17 protein-coding genes are annotated in these 15,107 nt (G+C 54.2%); 14 read left to right on the top strand and 3 right to left on the bottom strand.

What is annotated here, in order from left to right; all coding sequences use genetic code 11:
* Positions 1–9 precede the first annotated feature (9 nt).
* Complete coding sequence (gene yfcE / locus PG888_RS06940) at positions 10–552, top strand: phosphodiesterase (RefSeq protein WP_182939313.1); 543 nt, start codon at positions 10–12, stop codon at positions 550–552.
* A 36-nt stretch (positions 553–588) separates the two neighbouring features.
* Here yfcE and PG888_RS06935 read toward each other — a convergent pair whose 3' ends face one another.
* From PG888_RS06935 to flgA, 3 genes are all read right to left on the bottom strand, one after another.
* The gene (locus tag PG888_RS06935; RefSeq protein ID WP_042657130.1) at positions 589–1,005 is read right to left on the bottom strand and encodes a flagella synthesis protein FlgN; all 417 of its coding nucleotides are present in this window, start codon (positions 1,003–1,005) and stop codon (positions 589–591) included.
* Positions 1,002–1,322, bottom strand: a complete 321-nt coding sequence (gene flgM, locus PG888_RS06930) for a flagellar biosynthesis anti-sigma factor FlgM (protein ID WP_139734022.1) — start codon at positions 1,320–1,322, stop codon at positions 1,002–1,004. The genes PG888_RS06935 and flgM overlap by 4 nt, the downstream gene beginning before the upstream one ends.
* A 91-nt stretch (positions 1,323–1,413) precedes the next feature.
* Positions 1,414–2,097: a flagellar basal body P-ring formation chaperone FlgA gene (gene flgA, locus PG888_RS06925; protein WP_270693056.1), complete on the bottom strand. Its 684-nt coding sequence runs from the start codon at positions 2,095–2,097 to the stop codon at positions 1,414–1,416.
* Positions 2,098–2,241: 144 nt separating this feature from the next.
* Between flgA and PG888_RS06920 the strand changes: the two genes are divergently transcribed.
* The 13 genes from PG888_RS06920 to flgL all read left to right on the top strand — a co-directional run bounded on the left by PG888_RS06920 (position 2,242) and on the right by flgL (position 15,039).
* On the top strand, positions 2,242–3,153 hold the full coding sequence (locus tag PG888_RS06920; protein ID WP_058053723.1) for a chemotaxis protein CheV: 912 nt from the start codon (positions 2,242–2,244) through the stop codon (positions 3,151–3,153).
* Positions 3,154–3,170: 17 nt separating this feature from the next.
* A complete protein-coding gene (locus PG888_RS06915) occupies positions 3,171–3,995 on the top strand; it encodes a CheR family methyltransferase (RefSeq protein WP_042657132.1) in 825 nt (274 codons plus the stop codon).
* Between the two features lie 284 nt (positions 3,996–4,279).
* On the top strand, positions 4,280–4,678 hold the full coding sequence (gene flgB / locus PG888_RS06910) for a flagellar basal body rod protein FlgB (RefSeq protein WP_005334169.1): 399 nt from the start codon (positions 4,280–4,282) through the stop codon (positions 4,676–4,678).
* Complete coding sequence (gene flgC, locus PG888_RS06905) at positions 4,678–5,097, top strand: flagellar basal body rod protein FlgC (RefSeq protein WP_005350658.1); 420 nt, start codon at positions 4,678–4,680, stop codon at positions 5,095–5,097. Before flgB ends, flgC begins: the two co-directional genes overlap by 1 nt.
* A gap of 15 nt (positions 5,098–5,112) precedes the next feature.
* Positions 5,113–5,853 (top strand): flagellar hook assembly protein FlgD, encoded by a 741-nt coding sequence (locus PG888_RS06900; RefSeq protein WP_058053724.1) that lies wholly within the window; start codon positions 5,113–5,115, stop codon positions 5,851–5,853.
* A 10-nt stretch (positions 5,854–5,863) separates the two neighbouring features.
* Positions 5,864–7,219, top strand: coding sequence for a flagellar hook protein FlgE (gene flgE, locus PG888_RS06895; RefSeq protein WP_182939314.1), 1,356 nt, complete (start codon positions 5,864–5,866; stop codon positions 7,217–7,219).
* Positions 7,220–7,363: 144 nt separating this feature from the next.
* Positions 7,364–8,110 (top strand): flagellar basal-body rod protein FlgF, encoded by a 747-nt coding sequence (gene flgF, locus PG888_RS06890; protein ID WP_042012589.1) that lies wholly within the window; start codon positions 7,364–7,366, stop codon positions 8,108–8,110.
* Positions 8,111–8,124: 14 nt separating this feature from the next.
* Positions 8,125–8,913, top strand: a complete 789-nt coding sequence (gene flgG / locus PG888_RS06885; protein ID WP_042657135.1) for a flagellar basal-body rod protein FlgG — start codon at positions 8,125–8,127, stop codon at positions 8,911–8,913.
* Between the two features lie 14 nt (positions 8,914–8,927).
* Positions 8,928–9,599: a flagellar basal body L-ring protein FlgH gene (gene flgH / locus PG888_RS06880; protein ID WP_042057417.1), complete on the top strand. Its 672-nt coding sequence runs from the start codon at positions 8,928–8,930 to the stop codon at positions 9,597–9,599.
* Between the two features lie 8 nt (positions 9,600–9,607).
* Positions 9,608–10,705: a flagellar basal body P-ring protein FlgI gene (locus tag PG888_RS06875; protein WP_111806608.1), complete on the top strand. Its 1,098-nt coding sequence runs from the start codon at positions 9,608–9,610 to the stop codon at positions 10,703–10,705.
* A gap of 43 nt (positions 10,706–10,748) precedes the next feature.
* Positions 10,749–11,822, top strand: coding sequence for a flagellar assembly peptidoglycan hydrolase FlgJ (gene flgJ / locus PG888_RS06870; RefSeq protein ID WP_182939315.1), 1,074 nt, complete (start codon positions 10,749–10,751; stop codon positions 11,820–11,822).
* Positions 11,823–11,825: 3 nt separating this feature from the next.
* Complete coding sequence (locus tag PG888_RS06865; protein ID WP_182939316.1) at positions 11,826–13,826, top strand: FlgK family flagellar hook-associated protein; 2,001 nt, start codon at positions 11,826–11,828, stop codon at positions 13,824–13,826.
* 4 nt (positions 13,827–13,830) lie between these two features.
* Positions 13,831–15,039, top strand: coding sequence for a flagellar hook-associated protein FlgL (gene flgL / locus PG888_RS06860; RefSeq protein ID WP_182939317.1), 1,209 nt, complete (start codon positions 13,831–13,833; stop codon positions 15,037–15,039).
* Positions 15,040–15,107 lie beyond the last annotated feature (68 nt).

The following is a 15,107-nucleotide window of genomic DNA, read 5'->3' as shown; positions in this document are numbered from 1 at the left end:
GAGCATTTCATGAAACTTGCCATCATTTCCGACATCCACGGCAGCATCATTGCGCTGGAGCGGGTGCTGACCCAACTTGAGCCCTGGCAGCCGGATCACTATCTGCTGCTCGGCGATCTGCTCAACCATGGCCCGCGCAATCCTCTACCGGAGGGGTATAACCCGGCTGCGGTGGCCGATCGGCTCAACGAGCTGGCACCGCAGATCATCGCGGTGCGAGGCAATTGTGATTCCGAAGTGGATCAGATGCTGTTGCGCTTTCCCATTACCGCCCCCTACAACCAGCTGCTGGTCGATGAGCGGCGCTGGTTTGTCAGCCACGGTCATCTTTACCGTCCGGACGAGGTACAGCTTCCGGCGGGCAGTCTGTTCCTGAGTGGCCACACTCATGTGCCGGTGCTGGAGTGGCAGGGGGATCGGGTATTGATGAACCCGGGATCGATCTGTTTCCCGCGCGGCGAGCTGCCTGCCAGTTACGGGTGCTATGAAGACGGGGTGCTACGCGTAAATGCGTGTGAGGATGGGCGAGAGTTGCTGCGACTGGTGTTTTAAAACGGACAGCAAAAATGCAAGGCCTGATAAGAGATGTCAGGCCTTGATACCGTAGGAGCGGGTGCCAGAGCGAGTGTTGCCCTTGGCGTCATAGGTCAGGCTGTTGCGATCTCGCAACTGACTCAGAAAGGTTGCCAGACGACGGTTGGAAACCATGCTCAATTCAAGCAATCGACCGTTGATATCATTTTGTGCCTGGCAGGCATCCAGTTTTGCACGAAGCTGCGCTATCTCGTCGGGATAGGCTGCCAGCTGCAGTGCCAGTTCCGGCATCTCTGCCAGCGTCTTGTCCAGGGTTTCTATCGCAGCAAGCAACTGCTGTTTGCGCTCGGTCAGTGCAGGCAGGGCCAGTGCCTGATGCTGCTCGAGCAAGCTGAACTCCTCTTCCAGAATGCCTTGCATCTGGCTGAGGTAATCATCTTGGGTGTGCAGTAACGAAGGTAAGTCCATCATCCCAGAACTTTGTCCAGATTGGCCTCGAAACTGAACATCTTCTTGGCAACAGCGTTGCTGTTGACCTGATATTCGCCACTCGCGACGGCTTTTTTCAGCCGTTCGACCTTGCTCTCATTGCCGGTCGAGGCGGTATTGAGGTTTTGTTGCATTTTTTGCAATTGTTGCGCCTCACTGGTCAAGGAGACGGAGTCCAGCTTGACAGTAGCCGCTTTGTTTTCGGGCGATGAGGTGACTGACTTGCTGCCTGTTCCCTGGCTATTAGCGGTATTTTGCAACCGATTGTTCGCCAAGTTGTTGATATTGTTGATGGCCATTTTAGTTACCTTCGTCTGCTTTAAGGTTTGCTTACCTGTTTATCGGTGCTGCAGGTCAAAACTTTAGAAAAAAGTTGTCAAGGATCCGAATTTAAAACGTGACCGATACGGCACCCACAGCACTGACTTTACCCTCAACGGTTTTGCCGGAGCGAATATTGACGAGTTTGATGATCTCTCCGAAGCTGCCATCTTGCAAGGCTCGGGCCATGGTTTTGATCTGGAAGTTGCTGTTTTCTGCCGTCAAAGTGACCTGATCCCCTTTACACACTACACAAACCTGGCTCAAACGGATGGGCTGCCCCGGTTTTAGCTCCCGCTTGCTGCGCACCCCGATAAGAGGAGCCGTGTCAGTCAGGTAGTCGCCGCGGATCAGGGTTTGATCCTGATAGGCCAGGACCAGCTGGCTTTCACTCAGCAGATCCCCCTTGGCAATGGGGTTGGCCACCGTGACATAGGGTTTTTGAATGCTGACCCGCACCGGGAGATAGACGTCCCAGGGTTTGTCTTCCTCACATTTAAGGTAAACTGTTGTATTGCGGCGAATTTCCATTTTTGCTGGTAAGCTGATAGTGAGCAGATCTTCGCAGCGGGTCAGTGGGAGCCGTTCATCCAGCGTGGCAGGGGTAACCTCGGCTCTGGCATCCAACGGAACATCCAGCTGGCTGTAAACGAACTCTTGTGCCCTTTCTTGCAGATAAGTAGTGACGTCCGAGGCGTAGCTGGAAGATATGCTGCTAAAAAAGAGGCTGATGAGTAAAAGTCGGTTAATCATTTTCGCTCGTTGGTCGATAAGTTGTTCACGCATATCACCATATTTAACTATGATTGCTTCAGAATCTGTTCGTTGTCACATCGATAGTCTGACGCAATCCATCACGCATGCATGATTAATGCCAAGCGTTTTTAGGGAGTGTTTATGGCCAGTATTCTGGACTCGGTCAACCAGCGTACCCAGCTCGTGGGACAAAACCGGCTGGAGTTGTTGTTGTTTCGTCTCAACGGACGTCAAAGATTTGGCATCAACGTATTCAAAGTGCGTGAAGTGTTGCAGTGCCCCCCCTTGACCGTGATGCCCAAACTGAACTCCTGCATTCGCGGGGTCGCCCACATTCGTGGCCAGACGATTTCGGTCATCGATCTCAGCATGGCGGTTGGCAAGCGTCCGATTGAAGATTTGAGCAAGTGCTTCATTATTATCTCCGAGTACAACCGCTCCATTCAGGGTTTTCTGGTGCATTCGGTCGAGCGCATCATCAATATGAACTGGGAGTCGATCCTGCCGCCGCCCAAAGGGGCGGGGCGCATCAACTATATGACGGCGGTCACCGAGGTGGACGGCGAGTTGGTAGAGATCCTCGATGTTGAACGTATTCTCAACGAGATCTCCCCGGTCTCTACCGAAGTGAGCAAAGAGCTGGTGGAGTCTAGTGTCGACCACCCGACCCTAGGACGTCCTGTGCTGGTTGCCGATGACTCATCTGTTGCGCGCAAACAGGTGCAGCGTGCGCTCGAAGCCATCGGGGTCGAGTGCGTGCTGGCAAAAGATGGTCGTGAAGCACTGAATATGCTGCTGGAAATGGCCAAAAATGGCCCCATCAAGGATCAGATTGCGCTGGTGATTTCGGATATCGAAATGCCGGAAATGGATGGTTACACCTTCACTGCAGAAATCCGGAATAATCCCAATCTCAAGGATTTGCATGTTATTCTGCATACCTCCCTCAGTGGGGTATTCAACCAGGCCATGGTGCAGAAAGTGGGGGCCAACAATTTCATCGCCAAGTTCCAACCGGATGAATTGGCCAAGGCCGTACAAAACGCACTCTAATAAAGAAGAACAGCTGCATGAAGACACTTTCGGACGACTTATACAAACAGTTCAGCAACTTTCTGGCGGTTCAGAGCGGGATCGTGCTGGGTGATAACAAACAGTATCTGGTGAAGAGCCGTCTTTCACCGTTGATGGCTCAGTTTGGCATCGAGAGTCTGTCTGATCTGGTTACCCGTGCAATGAGTGTGCGAGAGCGTGACCTGAAAATGGCCGTGGTGGATGCCATGACAACCAACGAGACCCTCTGGTTTCGTGATACCTATCCGTTTCAACTGCTTACCGACAAGATTTTCCCGGAATTGGGGAAAAGCGGCCGCCCCATCAAGATCTGGTCTGCGGCATCGTCGTCAGGTCAGGAGCCCTACTCCATCGCCATGACGGCGCTGGAGCAACAGATGAAAAAGCCGGGCACCTTGCCCGGTGGCGTCCAGATTGTCGGAACGGATATTTCGACGACTATGCTAAACCAGTGCAAGGAAGGCATTTATGACAGTCTTGCACTGGCTCGCGGGTTGTCACCCGAGCGCAAGAAGATGTTTTTTGAGCCTTACGGCGACAACAAGATGCGGGTAGTGGAGCGAGTCAGAAAATTGACCACCTTCCGGCCGATCAATTTGCTGGAAAGTTACAGCCTGCTCGGCAAGTTTGACATCATTTTTTGCCGTAACGTGCTCATCTATTTTGCGCCGGAAGTGAAATCGAAGATCCTCAACCAGTTTGCTGCCAGCCTCAATCCTGGTGGATATTTGATGTTGGGGGCGTCGGAATCACTGGCCGGATTGACCGACCGGTTCGAGATGATCCGCTGTAATCCGGGGATAGTCTACAAGGTCAAATAGGCCTGATAGCCTTGATATTCTGGGTTCTTGCCAGTTCATGTAAAGAGGGAAGCGATTAGCTTCCCTCTTTCTTTCTCTACAGCTCAATGTCTCTATTTGCCAGCCATTTCCAACCACTGCCAAGATGGTTAACAACCTGAGGTAGCCAGACGTTAGCTGGCTGCGGGAACGAGATACTCCCGTGGTTTCTGGTCTGCAATGTACTCATCCCCAGATCATCGAGTTGAGTGATTCGCTTATGGCACACCTCTTGCAAACAAAATATACCAAGCAGGAGGTGTGCTATGGCTCTTTCATTTGACAAGGCATTCGGTGTTCATCAACACACGATAAGCGTTCGCGCCAAGCGTGCTGAAGTGCTGTCCAGCAATATTGCCAACGCGGATACCCCGGGTTTCAAAGCCAGAGATATCAACTTCGCGCAGGCGTTGCAGGAGGCCCAGTCGCATCAGGGTTTTGGTCTGGCAACGACCAGCGAAAAGCATTTTGCCTTGAATATGGACGCTCCGGGTACCGTGCAATATCGCAACCCGCTGCAACCGGATACCGGTGACGGCAATACGGTCGATGTGCAGCAGGAGCGCAGCGAGTTTCTGCGCAATAGCCTCGAGTATCAAACCTCCCTTGAATTTATGAATAGCAAGATCAGTGGCCTGCTGAAGGCCCTGAAAGGAGAGCAGTGATGAGTTTGTTCAAGGTCTTCGACATAGCAGGCTCGGCTATGAGCGCACAGTCGGTGCGGCTCAACACGGTTGCCAGCAATATGGCCAACGCGGACAGCGTCAGCTCCAGTGTGGAAAATACTTACCACGCCAGGCGGCCAGTCTTTGCCGCCCAGCTCGATCAGGCGATGTCTGACAAGCAGGGCTCGGTCGGGGTTGAGGTGAAGGGGATTGTCGAGAGCAAGGCGCCACTGCTTAAAGAGTACAACCCCAACCACCCGATGGCGGACAAAGACGGCTTCATCTTCAAGCCGAACGTCAACATGGTTGAAGAGATGGCCGACATGATCAACGCCTCGCGCAGTTACCAGACCAATGTCCAAGTTGCAGATTCGGCCAAGAAGATGCTGCAGCAGACGCTCCAGCTTGGCAAGTCCTGATAGGAGGGATGCAGCATGGTCGATACAACCAATAATGTGAACGGTATCAGCCGTACCACGACCCAGACGACAGGCACCACAACGGCGCCGAAGAAAGAGCTGGATCAGGCTTCATTTATGAAACTGCTGACCATGCAGCTGTCATATCAGGATCCCTTCAAGCCGGTCGACAATGCCCAGATGCTTTCCCAGATGGCCTCCATGTCTACGTCGGAGGGGATCAGTAGTCTGTCTACCCAGATGGGCAAGCTTAATGACCAGATGATATCCAGCCAGGCTCTGCAAGCATCCTCCTTGGTTGGTCAAAATGTATTGCTGAACAGCAATATGAGTTATTTAGACAAGGAGGGGGGATTTTCCGGTGTAGTAGCTGTTGGCACTACCAATAAATACGCGAATATCAAAGTTACCATCGAAGATGAAAAGGGCCAAGTTATCAAAGAGTTTCCTCTGGAAGGAGACCAAAAAGGTAACGTTGAAGTGGCTTGGGATGGTACAGACAAGGCTGGTAAACGGGTTGCCGCAGGAAAATATGTCATCAAAGCCAGCGGCACTCTCGATGGCAAGTCTGAAAGTATTGGTGCATATGCCTATGCCAAGGTGGACAGTGTTGCCTTGGGTAATGCTGCTAATCCTACTCGCCTCAATTTGAGAGGCCTTGGTAGCGCGTTTTTGCAAGATATTCTGCAGATTTCAGGAAGCAATTCAAATCCGACGGTTACACCGTCAAAAACCACGTCGACAGCATCGATCTAAGGAGCTGGATATGTCATTTAACAATGCCTTGAGCGGTGTCAACGCGGCACAAAAAGACTTGAACGTCACCGCCAACAACATTGCCAACGTTAACACCATGGGCTTTAAAGAGTCCCGTGCCGAGTTTGCGGATGTCTACGCCAACTCCATCTTTGTCAATGCCAAGACCCAGGTCGGTAACGGTGTGGCAACCGGCGCGGTTGCCCAGCAGTTCCATCAGGGGGCGCTGCAATTCACCAATAACGCACTGGACCTGGCGATTCAGGGTAATGGCTTCTTTGTGACCTCTGACGGTCTGACCAACCTGGATCGCACCTACACCCGTGCCGGTGCCTTCAAGCTCAATGAAAACAGCTATATGGTCAACAATCAGGGGCATTATCTGCAAGGTTATGAAATTAATACTGATGGTAGCCCGAAAGCAGTTAGTATCAATGCAACCAAGCCGATCCAGATTCCGGATCGTGCAGGTGAACCGGTGAAGACGACTAAAATAGAAGCAAGTTTCAACTTACCTTCAACTTCAACAACCAAACCGCAATCATTCAATCCTTCAACATTTGATCCAAAAGATTCAAAAACGTATTCGTCATCCACCTCTGTGGTTATTTATGATTCTTTGGGAGAACCTCATACTATTACTCAATATTTTGTCAGGGATGCGGATACCGTTGATCCGACCAAACCAGCAGACCCACCTGCTTGGCGCATGTATCTTTATCAGGGTGACAAGCCTATTGATATCGACAATGGAACCGCCCCGACGATGGCTGCTGGCCTGAACCCAGCACCCAAAGCAGCCCAAATTACCTTTGGGTCTGATGGTAAAATGACGGGAATGATCCCTACTACGCTCAAAACTGAACCACTTGGGACTGTCGGTGCAACTGGTGCGGGCATTATTACTAATGGTGCCGACCCGACTCAGCAGATTGATATCAGTCTTGATTCGGTGACTCAATATGCTTCACCTTTTGAGGTCAGCAAATTGACACAGGATGGTTCTACTGTCGGCCGTTTGACCAAGGTGGAGATCACCCCGGATGGCATTGTGTCTGCAACTTACAGTAACGCTACCACCATCAAGGTGGCGATGGTTGCCATGGCCAAGTTTGCCAACTCGCAAGGGCTGACTCAGGTTGGCGATACCTCCTGGCGACAATCTCTGCTCTCTGGCGATGCTTTGCCGGGGACACCCAACTCGGGCACGTTTGGCACCATCAAGTCATCGGCGCTAGAGCAGTCCAACGTGGATTTGACTTCCGAACTGGTTGATCTGATCACTGCCCAGCGTAACTTCCAGGCCAACTCCCGTTCGCTGGAGGTCAACAGTTCGCTGCAGCAGACCATCCTGCAGATCCGTTAATCGCGCAATCCATGATCATGAGAGGGGGCTTTGCCCCTCTCTGTTTCTGTCGTATTCCCATCCTCCTTATCCCCCCCATATTTCTGCTGTTGGCACTCTAATTGCATTTCTCCTGTCAGAGTCATCTGTTTGACGGAGAATTCCATGGATCACCTGCTTTACATCGCCATGTCCGGGGCCAAAGAGACCATGAACAGCCTGGCTGTTCGGGGCAACAACCTCGCCAATGCCAATACCACCGGCTTCAAGTCCGATTTCGAGCAGGCCAGGAGCATGCAGGCGTTCGGTGAAGGCTTGCCAAGCCGGGTGTTTGCCATGGCAGAGCGTCCGGGTCAGAACCTGCAGCATGGCATGCTGATGACCACCGGACGGGATCTGGACGTGGCGGTGGATGGTCCGGGCTGGATTGCCGTGCAGGATCCCAAGGGCGGTGAAGCCTATACCCGCATGGGGAATTTGCAGGTCAATGCGACTGGCAACTTGCAAACCTCGACCGGCCTGAATGTGGTGGACGACGGGGGTCAGCCTATCGTGCTGCCGATGCCGATGGAGAAACTCGAGATCAATCGGGATGGCACCATCAGTGGTCGACCGGAAGGGGCTGCCGCCAACTTGCCGGAAGATTTCCAGCGGATCAAGCTGGTCAACCCGGCCGCCGATGCGGTGGAGAAGGGGCAAGATGGTCTGTTTCGCCGCAAGGATGGCCAGAATGAAGCCGCCTCGGCCAATGTCGGCCTGATTGCCGGCTCCCTTGAGGGGAGCAACGTCAATGTGGTGGATGAGATGACCAACCTGATCCGGCTGCAACGTCAGTTCGAAACCCAGGTCAAAATAATGAAGACGGCCGAAGAAAATGATGAAGCTCAAACCCAACTGCTGCGAATCAGCTAATCAAGGAGTTACCTATGAATCCCGCACTCTGGATCAGCAAGACCGGGTTGGATGCACAGCAGACCAATATTTCGGTCACCTCGAACAACTTGGCGAACGCCAGCACCGTGGGCTTCAAAAAGTCACGGGCCATCTTTGAAGATCTGCTTTATCAAAACATCAACCAGCCCGGTGGCCGCTCCTCTGCCGATACCGAGCTCCCCTCCGGCTTGATGCTGGGTGCGGGTGCCAAGGTGGTCGCGACCCAGAAAAACCACAGCCAGGGCAACGTGCAAACCACCGACAACTCGCTGGATTTGATGATCAGTGGCCGTGGTTACTTTGAAATTCAGCTGCCGGATGGCAGTGCAGCCTATACCCGTAACGGTCAGTTCACCCTCAACGATGAAGGGACCATAGTGACGCCGGGCAACGGTTACACCCTGCAACCGGAAATCCAGATCCCGGAAAACGCCCAGAGCGTCACGGTGGGCGAAGATGGCCAGGTCTCGGTGCAGCTCAAGGGCGATGGCGCATCTCAGGTGGTCGGGCAGATCACCTTGTCAGACTTTGTCAACGCCAGCGGCTTGCAGCCGATGGGAGAGAACATGTTCGTCGAGACCCAGTCCAGCGGTGCCGCCATTCAGGGCAACGCCGGTGCCGATGGTCTGGGGGTGGTCAAGCAGGGGATGCTGGAGACCTCCAACGTTAACGTGACCGAAGAGTTGGTGAACCTCATTCAGGCTCAACGGGTCTACGAGATGAATTCCAAGGTGCTCTCCGCTGTGGACGGCATGATGTCCTTCCTGATCCAGCGTACCTAATTAGGAGGCGCATGATGAAAGCCGTATGGATGCTGGGATTGCTGGTGCTGGGAGGGTGTAGCAGTACTCCCAATACACCCAAGCCTGATGATCCCGAGTTTTCCCCCGTTTATGGGGAGTCGGAGCCGGTCTCGGTGCGGCCGACAGGGGCGATTTTCCAACCGGATCAGGTCAATGGCATCTATTCGGATATCAAGGCGCACAAGGTGGGTGACATCATCACCATCGAGTTGGCGGAATCGACCTCGGCCTCGAAAAAAGCCAATACCCAGAGTGGCAAGGATAACAAGTTCAATCTGGACCCGGTCAAGTTGGGTGGCGTGCCCGTGACCGCCAGCCCCTATGATCTCTCGGCTTCCATTGCTCAAGACAGCGCGTTCAAGGGCCAGGCTAAGGCGGATCAGAGCAACAGCCTGCAGGGCAATATTTCGGTCAGCGTGGCCAAGGTTCTGCCCAACGGCAATCTGGTGGTGCGCGGCGAGAAGTGGATCATGCTCAACAATGGCAATGAATATATCCGGATCACCGGCCTTATTCGCCCGGAGGATGTGACGTCTGACAACAGCGTCTCGTCCCAGAAGGTGGCCAATGCCCGCATTTACTACGGTGGTACCGGCGATCTGGCCAATAGCCAGGAGCAAGGGTGGCTGACCAGCTTTTTCAATGGCCCCTGGTGGCCGCTCTAGGAGATGTTATGAAGTCACTCCGTCTTGTCACTCTGCTTTGCTGTTTGCTCCCTCTGGGCATGGCTAACGCTGCCCGGATCAAGGACATCAGCTCGGTTGAAGGGGTGCGCAACAACCAGCTGATTGGTTACGGCCTGGTGGTGGGGCTGCCCGGTACTGGCGAGAAGAACAACGCCTTCACCGAGCAGACTTTCCGCACCATGCTCAACAACTTTGGCATCAAGGTGCCGGATAACATCAAGCCCAAGATAAAGGATGTGGCGCCGGTGGCGATCCATGCCGACTTGCCACCCTTCTCCAAACCGGGCCAGACCATTGATGTCACGGTTTCTGCCATCGGCGAGGCCAAGAGCCTGCGCGGCGGTACCCTGCTGCAAAGCTTCCTGAAAGGGTTGGATGGTCGGGTTTATGCAGTCGCGCAGGGCAGTCTGGTGGTCGGTGGTCTGGGGGCCGAGGGGGCTGATGGCTCCAAGGTGGTGGTCAATACCCCGACCGTCGGGCGGATTGCCAACGGTGCCACCGTGGAGCGGGAGGTGCCCAACTCCTTCAGTCAGGGGGACACCATCACTTTCAACCTTAACCGGCCCGACTTTACCACTGCGCGCCGGCTGGCCGATGTGGTCAACGATCTGGTGGGGCCCAATACCGCTCAGGCGCTCGATGCCACATCGGTCAAGGTCTATGCTCCGCGGGATCCGGGTCAGCGCGTCTCCTATCTCGCCACCATCGAGAATCTGGAGGTGGATCCGGCCAATGAGGCGGCCAAAATTATCGTCAACTCCCGTACCGGCACCATCGTTATCGGCAGTCAGGTCAAGCTCAAACCGGCGGCCATCAGCCACGGCGGGCTGACGGTGACCATCGCCGAGAATAAGCAGGTCTCCCAGCCCAACCCGCTATCGGGGGGAGAGACGGTGGTGACCAACAACTCGACCATCAATGTCCAGCAAGAACCGGGGCGGATGTTCAAGTTTGATACCGGTGCGACCCTGGACGATCTGGTCCGCGCGGTCAATCAGGTCGGGGTCGCCCCCGGTGATTTGATGGCCATCCTCGAGGCGCTGCAGCAGGCAGGCGCCATCGAGGGGCAACTGGTCATATTGTAACAAGCGGCAAGTGGTTGCCACGGGTGGCAATGAGGTAAGCAAAATGGCGGAGTTTGACACCAACAGCGGCATGAATCTTGGGATGGTACAGGACATCAAGAACCTGGACCGTCTGCGCCAGATGAGCCAAAGCAAAGAAGGGCAGGCCGAAGCGCTCAAGAGTGCATCGCGCCAGTTCGAGTCAATCTTTACCCAGATGCTGTTTCAGAGCATGCGTCAGGCCAACGGGGTGTTGACTCAGGACAACCCGATGAACAGCAGCTATACCCAGTTCTATGAAGGGATGCTGGATGAGCAGCGGGTTGCCGACATGTCGAGCAAGGGGGGGCTGGGACTGGCTGACATGGTGGTCAAGCAGCTCTCTCCCGAGACCTTTACCCATCAGGATGGGCGGGTGCTCAAGATGCCGCAGCGTACCGAACGGACCTACAAACCCTATCAGCCACCCACGGCGGCGGCCGACGATTTGATCGCTGTATCAAAAGTTGGCAAAGATTTTGCTGAGAAAGAGATGGCGGAGGGGGCCAAGGAGAGCCACGGGCTCACGATGCCCCATCGACCACACCGCAGCATACCGCCCATGGGGCAGGTTGTCAGCGAAGAGGGCAGTGCCAGCGGGAGTGGGGGCAAGGAGTTCGATACGCCGGAAGAGTTCGTCAATCGCCTGATGCCGCTGGCCAAAAAAGCGGCCGACAAGCTGGGGCTAAGCCCGGCGGTACTGGTCGCTCAGGCGGCACTGGAGAGCGGTTGGGGCAAGCGGGTGATCAAGGATGGCGAGGGGCAGGTGACCCATAACCTGTTTGGCATCAAGGCAGATCCGCGCTGGGAAGGGCCCAAGGCGGTGGTCAGCACGCTGGAGTATGAGCAAGGCGTTGCCTCCCGTCAGAAAGCGGCATTTCGCTCCTATGAGTCGTTTGAAGAGAGCTTCAATGACTACGTGGACTTCCTCACCTCCGGCTCTCGCTACAAGGGGGCCCTGGCGAAGGTGGATAGCCCGGACCGCTACTTCGAGGCGCTGCAACAGGCGGGTTATGCCACCGACCCGCACTACGCCAGAAAACTGAAACAGGTATTGCGCAGTGATGCCATTGCCCAATACAACGAGATGGAGCTGTAACATATGGCAAGCGACCTGCTTGGGATTGGTTCATTGGGCGTGCTGGCGCAGCAACGCCTGCTGCAGACCACCAGTAACAACATAGTGAACGTCAATAGCCAGGGCTATGTGCGTGAGCGTACGCTGGTGTTTACCAATTCCATCGGGCTTGGTACCGGTGATATCAAGACCCAGCGGGTGATCAACGACTATATGCAGGGGGAGGTGCGCCGGGATACCTCCGCCTATCACGCCTCTGTGACCCATTACGAACAACTTGCGGGTGTTGACAGCTTGCTGGGGGATACCAGCAACAGTGTGGGGGCGGCCATTACCTCCTATTTCAAATCATTTCACTCTGCCAATGAATCGCCCGCCGAGATCGGTGGTCGCAAGGTGGCGATGACGGAGTTGAGCGGTATGGTCAACCGCTTCCATACCCTCTCGGCGCAGCTCGACAAGCAGAGCGATACTCTCAACACACGCATCGAAGATGAAACCAAGCAGGTCAACAGCCTGCTCACCAGCATCAATGATCTCAACCAGGCCATTATCCGCACCCAGGGCTCACCCGAAGAGAACCTGATGCTGTTTGATCAGCGGGATGAGGCGATCCGCCAACTGTCTGAGAAGATGGACATTCGCACCGTTGCCCAATCCAACGGCAGCATGCTGGTCAATATGAGCACTGGCCATTCGTTGATCCTCGATGGGGGCGTCGCCCAGTTCAAGCTGATTGCCGGGGATCCTGACTCCCGGGATCAGGAGCTGCAACTGACTCTGGGGGATAATCAGGCAACCATCGATCACGATACATTTGGTGGGGCCATGGGCGGGCTGTTCAAGGCTCGTACCGACCTCGAGCCCACCAAGCGCGAGCTGGGGCAGTTGGCCGTGGCGATGACTGATGCCTTGAACCAGCAGAACCGCCTAGGGATGGATCTGGATAACGAGATTGGCGGCGATATCTTCACCCTGCCGACCAGCAAGGGATTGCCATACGGCAGTAATACCGGGACGGTCGGGGCAAATGTCAGCTTCGTGCCGGGCAAGGGGACGTCAGTCACGCCATTTGATTACGAAGTGCGCTTTAGCAGCGCAACCGGTTATGAGGTGTTCTCGCTGGACAAGTCGGGCAATCGCACCTCTGTAGCGACTGGCACCACCCCTCCTGTAACGTTTGAACTCACCGGTCACGGTATTTCAATCGACCTCACCGGTACTCCGGCTGCGGGTGACAAATTGTTGTTGCAACCTACCAAGAGTGCTGCGGCGGGCCTTGGCCAGCTGATCACCCGGCCGGAAGATCTTGCTCTGGCTTCTCCGCTGAAAGCCGAGAAGACGACCAATAACATCGGCAGTGCTGATATCAAGCTGGGGGGGGTGTTCAATACAGGGGCGGGATCTGGCTTTGGCACCAATACGCTTGATCCCGCGGCACCTCAGGTGGTCAAAATAAACAACAGCGGCGACTACGAGGTCTATGACCAAGTGGGTACGTTGATGGGAGTAGCACCAGCAGCCAGCAAGGGCCAAAATTTGATGGCCGCCTTGCAACTCCCTCCACCTGCCATTGGGCCTGTCTACTCTAATCCCCAAAAGATCCCTGGCTACGAGTTCAGTATCACCGGAACGGTGAATGCTAACGATAGCTTCAAGCTCAGTTACAACAGCAATGGCTTTGCCGATAACAGCAATGGTCTGGCATTGGCCGAATTGCAAAACAAGGATCTGGTGCGCAAGAGCACCAATGGTGGGACTACCAACGACAAGATGACCTTTAATCAGGCCTATTCCGGGTTGGTGATGGAAGTCGGTAACAATACCAGTCAGGCAAAAACCTTGCTCAAGGCCAATGAGTCCAAGCTTATCCAGAGTACCGGTATCTTTGAAAGCGTGTCAGGGGTCAATCTGGAGGAGGAGGCAGCCAATCTGATCCGCTTTCAGCAATCCTATGCTGCTTCTGCTCAGGTGGTCAGCACGGCCAAAACCATTTTTGATACTCTGCTCTCGTCCGTGAGGTAACGTCATGCGCATCACCACCAACATGATCTATGACCGGAATATCTATTCCCTCAACAGTGCCAATGAGCGGTTAGACAAGGCGTATCAGCAGCTGCAAACCGGTAATAAATTTCAGACTGCCGGCGAAGATCCTGCGGGGATGAGCCAGAAGATGGCGTTGACCAAGGAGATCGACCTGTTCAAGCAGTATGGGGTCAATGGCAGCTTGCTGGAAAACAGCCTGGGACATGAAGAGACGGTATTGGATTCTCTCAATACGGCGATGCTCAGTGCCCAGACCCTGATTCAGAAATCCAATAATGGCGCGGTCAGTGACGATGATCGCAAGGCTATTGCCAGCGAATTGGAAGGGTTGCAGCAGCAGATGTTCGACCTGATGAATAGCAAGAATTCCTCGGGTGAATTCATCTTTGGCGGCAATCAGAGCAAGACCCAGCCTTATATCAAAGACGCCAACGGAAAATATATTTATCAGGGCGATCCTGGCCAGCGAAATATTCAGGTATCACCCACAGTGCAAATTGCTGCCAATGATTCGGGACAGGATCTGTTTGAAATTGTGGCGACCCGAAGAACCGCCAGTGCCACCACCGCGAATATCAAGGTCGGGATCGGCGATCAGGGTAATTTTGATAATTTTTTCAAATCCAATTACAACTCGGCACTGCCCAGCAACACCTATACCGTATCAACGACAATCGGTCCACCGGATACCTATGATATCAAGGATAGCGGTGGCAATACCCTGCAAACGGGTAACTATACTGCCGGTACCAAGATCCCTTTCAATGGTCTGGAGTTGACCATTGATCTGCCAGCCGGTGGCGCGGCTCAGCAGTTTGACCTCAATCCACCGAAAAATGACAATATATTGAACGGTATGTCGGATTTTATTACGGCTCTGCGCGATCCCACTATCTCTGCCGAGACGTTCGAGCAGAAAATAGCCGATGCCACCGTCCATATGAAAAATGCCCGCCTGAATATCGATCATGGATTGGGTGAGCTGGGTGGCCGGATGAACAGTCTGGAGCAGGTTATGGGCTCCAATGAAGGGCTCAGCACCCTCAACTCAGAGGCGAGAGCCAAGGTGTCGGAAGCGGATCTCTATGAGGTTATTTCGACGCTCTCCAAAGAGGATGCGGCATTGAGTGCTTCGCAACTCTCTTTCAGCAAGATAAGTCGTCTGACGCTATTTGACTATATCCGCTAATGAAGGGGCCCTTTGGGGCCTTTTCTGTTATCGCTGCTCTGCAAACCGGTTTCGCGTTATTTCCTGCC

Origin of the sequence: Aeromonas sp. QDB23 (assembly GCF_027707745.1) — a bacterium.
In the GTDB taxonomy this organism is placed as follows: Bacteria; Pseudomonadota; Gammaproteobacteria; order Enterobacterales; family Aeromonadaceae; genus Aeromonas; species Aeromonas allosaccharophila.
The sequence above is the reverse complement of the archived record's forward strand: the minus strand, read 5'-3'. Positions and strand labels throughout refer to the sequence as shown.